5 protein-coding genes are annotated in these 5,000 nt (G+C 69.9%); 3 read left to right on the top strand and 2 right to left on the bottom strand.

Annotated features, from left to right (window positions below; translation table 11 throughout):
* The 3 genes from ACFC1F_RS42560 to ACFC1F_RS42550 form a co-directional block, all read left to right on the top strand.
* Positions 1 to 884: FAD-dependent oxidoreductase (locus ACFC1F_RS42560; RefSeq protein ID WP_376167107.1), on the top strand; the 884-nt coding region annotated here is incomplete at its 5' end.
* 30 nt (positions 885 to 914) lie between these two features.
* Positions 915 to 2,141, top strand: a complete 1,227-nt coding sequence (locus ACFC1F_RS42555) for a cytochrome P450 (protein ID WP_376167105.1) — start codon at positions 915 to 917, stop codon at positions 2,139 to 2,141.
* 15 nt (positions 2,142 to 2,156) lie between these two features.
* Positions 2,157 to 2,750 carry a hypothetical protein gene (locus ACFC1F_RS42550; RefSeq protein ID WP_376167103.1) on the top strand — a complete coding sequence of 198 codons (594 nt, stop codon included), beginning with the start codon at positions 2,157 to 2,159 and terminating at the stop codon, positions 2,748 to 2,750.
* 336 nt (positions 2,751 to 3,086) lie between these two features.
* On the opposite strand, the gene ACFC1F_RS42545 is transcribed toward ACFC1F_RS42550, so the two are convergent.
* Together ACFC1F_RS42545 and ACFC1F_RS42540 are read right to left on the bottom strand one after the other, a co-directional pair.
* Positions 3,087 to 3,449 (bottom strand): hypothetical protein, encoded by a 363-nt coding sequence (locus tag ACFC1F_RS42545; RefSeq protein ID WP_376167101.1) that lies wholly within the window; start codon positions 3,447 to 3,449, stop codon positions 3,087 to 3,089.
* Positions 3,446 to 4,183 (bottom strand): TetR/AcrR family transcriptional regulator, encoded by a 738-nt coding sequence (locus ACFC1F_RS42540; protein WP_376167099.1) that lies wholly within the window; start codon positions 4,181 to 4,183, stop codon positions 3,446 to 3,448. Before ACFC1F_RS42540 ends, ACFC1F_RS42545 begins: the two co-directional genes overlap by 4 nt.
* Positions 4,184 to 5,000 lie beyond the last annotated feature (817 nt).

Below are 5,000 nucleotides of genomic sequence, written 5' to 3'. Positions count from 1 at the left end.
CCGCCTGCCGGGAGCGACACCTCCCCGTGACCGTCGCCGAACGCGGCTCCGCCCCTCTGGTGGGCGCGCTCGGCGGGGTGATCGGCGAGGTCGCCACACAGATGCACCTCGACCACGGCGTCGACCTGCGCTGCGGCGTCATGGTCACGGCTCTGGTGGGCGATGCGGCGGGCCGGGTACGGGCGGCCCGGCTGTCCGACGGCGCCGAGATCGAGACCGACGTGGTGGTCGTCTCGCTCGGCGCCCTCCGCAACACCGAGTGGCTGGCCGGCTCGGGACTGGGCGCCGGCCCCCGCGGCATCGCCTGCGACGCCGGCTGCCGGGCGTTCGACATCCGCGGCATCGTCACCGACGACGTGTTCGTGGCCGGGGACGTGGCACGGGCCCCGCACCCGCTGTTCGGCTACCAGTTCCTGTCCCTGGAGCACTGGGGCAACGCCGTCACCCAGGCCGAGGTCGCCGCGCACAACATGATCAGCACCGGCCCGGACCGCATCCCCCACCTGTGGGTTCCGGCCTTCTGGTCCTCCCAGTTCGGAGTGAACATCAAATCCGTGGGCGTGCCCTCCATGGGCGAGGAGATCCTCGTCGCCCAGGGGTCGCTCGCCGAACGCCGGTTCACCGCCGTCTACGGGTACCAGGGGCGGGTCATCGGCGCGGTCACCTTCGACCACGCCCGCTGGCTGGAGTTCTACCAACGGCTGATCGAGACGACCGCGCCGTTCCCGCCGGAGTTCCCCACCCTGGACCGGCGCCCCGAGGGGCGCGGCCCCGTCCCGGCCGAGTTCCCCGACCCGTCCGTGCCCACGCACGGCCCGACGGTCACCGTCAGCGGCTACTCACCGGCCGACCAGCGGCTCACGTTCACCCCCGCCCGGCCGTGACGCATGGACGGCCGCACCCAAGGACTCGTCATGACAAACGTCTCGCTGCTGCAGCAGATCACCGACTACTCCAGTCGCGCCGACCCGTACCCCCTCTACGCGGAACTGCGCAGGACTCCGGCGTACCGGGACGAGACCGGCACCTACGTGATCAGCACGTACCACGACATCATGAACCTCCTCCACGACCCGCGGATCAGCTCCGACGTCCGCAACCGGACGGCGCCCGACACCGGACTGACCAAGGAGGAGGAGGGCGGGGTCCTCCCGCCGACCTTCCTGAAGCTCGACCCGCCCGAGCACGACCGGCTCCGGGGCATCACCAACCGCTCCTTCGGACCTCCCCACACGCCCCGGCGCATCGACGGCATGCAGGGCGAACTTCGGACCATCGTCACGGACCTCATCAACGGCCTGGACGGTGACACCATCGACCTGGTCGACCGGTTCTCCTACCCCTTCCCGGTCAGCGTGATCTGCCGGCTCCTCGGCATTCCCCGCGAGGACGAGGCCAAGTTCCACGGCTGGGCCGACACCGTCGCCGCCAGTCTCGACCCGCAGCACGGCCAGGACGCCGCCGAGCGCGACCGCGCCGCCCAGGACGCCCGGATGCAGCTCGGGATGTACCTGAACGGTCTGATCGAGGACCGCCGCAAGTCGCCCGGCGACGACATGCTCTCCCAGCTCATCACCGGCCACGGCTCCGACGCCATGACCAGCATGGAAGTGCTCAGCACCGCCGCCCTGCTGCTCATCGCCGGCCACGAGACGACGGTCAACCTCATCACCAACGGCATGCTCACCCTGCTGCGCCACCCGGACGTCCTGGAGCGGCTCCGCGACGACCCGCGCCTGGCCGTGCCGATCGTCGAGGAACTCCTGCGGTACGAGCCCCCCGTGCAGCTGCTGCCCAACCGCACCCCCATCTCCGACATCGAGGTCCGCGGCGTCACCATTCCCAAGGGCGCCACGATCTGCCTGGTGCTGGCGGCCGGCAACCGCGACCCGCAGCGCTTCGAGGATCCGGACCGGTTCGACCCCGACCGCAAGGACGTCCAGCACCTCGGGCTCGGAAGCGGGATCCACAGCTGCTTCGGCGCACCGCTCGCCCGGCTGGAGGCCCAGATCGCCCTCGCCGAACTCGCCCGCCGGTTGGAGCGGCCACGGCTCGTGGAGGACCCTCCGCCCTACCGCCAGAACGCCGTACTGCGCGGGCCCCGTCATCTGGCGATCGCCGTCGACGGCGTCCGGCCCTGACCCAGCAGCGATCTTGTGGCGCGGATCGGTTTCTCCGGGAAGCAGATGGGCGCCGAGGTCGGCAAGCGCGCCGCCGAGGAGTACAGAAAGGCCGGCTGGAACGCGGCCGACACCCGGATCATCTCGGCCTGGAAGCAGGACGTCACGGTCTGCGGCGACCGGGTGGAGGCCGCCAAGGAGGCGTTCAGCGCCGGGGCCGCGCAGGTACGGAACATCGACGTCGCGACCGACAACACGCCCACCGGTGCCCAGGACAAGATCGCCGCGACGATCACCGCGAACGTGGGCGTCAAGCACTGGGTGGTGTGGGGCTGCAATGACGAGAACGTCCTGGGCGGCGTCACCGCCCAGCAGAACGCGGGCGTCGGCGCCGACGACGTCATCGGCGTCGGACTGGGCGCCTACCTCGCCTGCAAGAGCTGGAGCGGTAACAAGCCCTCCGGCATGAAGGCCGCGCTGTTCATCAACGGCAAGGACGTCGGCGCCCTGGCCGTGCAGAGCATGTACGACAGGCTCAAGAACGGCAAGGATTTCCCGAGGGAGGCCTTCGCTCCCACCACGATGGTCGACCCGACCACCTGGAAGTCCGCCGGCGTCACCTGCAGCTGACATCACCCCCCGGGAACGGGCCGCACCCCCAATGGAAGGCCCCGCTGCCAATGGAAGGCCCCGCTGCCCCCGACAGTCCGGCATCCGCCCCGCCGGACGGTTGGGGGCACTCCGGCCCGAAACGGGCTCCGCCAACCTCCCGAACGACTCCGAGGTGACCCGACGGGCCCAGCCCGCGATGCGCACCCGGATCCCCGCCCGCCCACCACCGGACCGGCCACCACCGAACCGGCCGCCACCGAACCGGGCACCACCGGACCGCCCACCACCGGCGCCGGTGTCCGCCAGGTCACCCAGCGCTTCGGTGCGGTGGTGTGTGCTGGATGAGGTGTCCGCTCAGAGCGCTGAAGCGCCCGGGTAGTGGCGGCGGAGTTCGGTGAGCACCTGCTCGTCGGCCACCTTGACGTCCCAGAACGAGCTGTCCACCTCGGTCAGGACGACCATCGGCATGCCCCCCTCGGAGAACCCGGAGGCCTCGGCGTCGATCAGCTGGACGCCAGGGGCTACCAGTGAGAGCAGCGTCAGGGCGTCCATGCCGTCGCCGGCGGAACGGCGCTCCAACTCCGCGGTGAGGTCCCACTTCTCGGAGCATTCGACGCGCCACCGCAGCCCCAGGCCGAAGCTGCCGAGGCGGGTGAGCAGTTCGGCCGGCGTCACATAGTGGTCGCCCTGCCACGCGGGGAAGGTGATCCCGTTCACCCTGCTTCTGCTTCGGTCGTGGACTTCGGTACGGGATCCCCCTCGTGGGGCACCTCGCCGTTCGACTCCTGTGGGGTGGGGTGGGTGAGGAGGGCGTTGACGAGGGCGGGGAGGGTCTGGTGGTAGGTGTTCTGCCAGGCGAGGGTGGGCCATTGGGGGGCGAGGGAGGTGAGGTAGGGGTGCTGGGCGGGGTCGAGGTTGGGGAAGGCTTTGGGGGTGGGGGCGGGGTTGTTGTGGTGGGTGTGGTGGGCGCGGACACGGACGAGGATTTCGCCGACCGTGTAGTACCAGATGGTGCGGAAGGTGTGGACGGCTTGTTGGGGGGTTTGTCCGGTTTCGGTGGCGGCGGTGATGATGGTTTCGATGAGGGTGAGGGCGTTGTCGCCGAGGCGGGTGATGAAGCCGTCGGTGGTGATGGCCTGGGCGGCGAAGGGCCAGGCGGCGAGGGTGTCGTGGATGGCGGCGGCGGCGTTGGTGATGCGGATGGCGGGGTCGGGGTGGGGGGCGGGGAGGGGGATCTGTTCGGCGTAGTCGTGGATGAGTTGGATGAGGAGGTCGTCCTTGTCGCGGACGTGGTGGTAGAGGGTGGTGGCGCCGATACCGGTTTCGGTGGCCAGGCGGCGGATGGTGAGTTCTTCCCAGCCGTCGCGGTCGATGAGCCGGCGGGCGGCGGCGAGGATCTGGGCGCGTGAGGTGACGGGGGGTCGGCCGACGCGGCGGGGTGTGGTGGGCATCGTTCCATCATGCCTTTCGTAGGTGGGGTGCTCTGGTTCGGGGTGACATCGGCAGGGGTGGCCCGCCGGTGGGTCGTGGTCGCCGGTCGGTGTGTCCGTGGCGGTGCCCGGGGTGCTCTCGGGCTGGCGCCTTCGTGTCGGCGGGGGTGTCCGGTCGGTGCGTCCGTGGCGGTGTGGGTTGTGTCGATTGTGGTGTCCGGGTTGCTTGTTGGTGGTGTGGCGAGTGGTGGCGCGGCCGGGGCGGTGGTCGGGGTTTCTGCTCGACAGGGGGTAGGGCCGATGCTAGTTTCAGAACCTGTTCGGAAATTCTACTGGCGCGCGATGATCGCAGGGGCTGGGTCGCAGTGACGAACAATGAATCGGCTGAAACACAGTCAGGATCCATGGGGCGAGCGGGAATTGGCCCCTCAGGTGCGGCGGGGCCGTCGGGCCTGGCAAGCCGCGGTGGCACGCCGGAGAGCGTGACGCGGGATGGTGGTGAGTCAAGAAGCACAGACATGAGAGGTGTTGCACCGTCGTCAGGATTCCGCCGATGGTCCGACGGGAGGCGGGGTGCCGCGACGGCAGTCGGCGCCGACTCGTCCAGAGGTGTAGCTGACGATTCGTCAAAGAGCTTGAGGGCAGTTGGGTCTGGCTCTGCTCCCGGTTCTGCGGCTGCCTCGTCGGGTTCGGGTTCGGGTTCGGGTGATGGTTCGGGTTCGGGTGGGGTTTCGGTGGGTGCCGGGGTGACGTTGGCTGCGGTGGCGGTGGTGCAGTTGATGGTGTCGTTGGATCTTTCGGTGGTGAATGTGGCGTTGCCGGAGATCGGTTCGGGGTT

Origin of the sequence: Kitasatospora sp. NPDC056181, from assembly GCF_042266225.1 — a bacterium.
GTDB lineage: Bacteria > Actinomycetota > Actinomycetes > Streptomycetales > Streptomycetaceae > Kitasatospora.
Note: the sequence above shows the minus strand (reverse complement) of the source record. Positions and strands in the feature narration are given on the sequence as shown.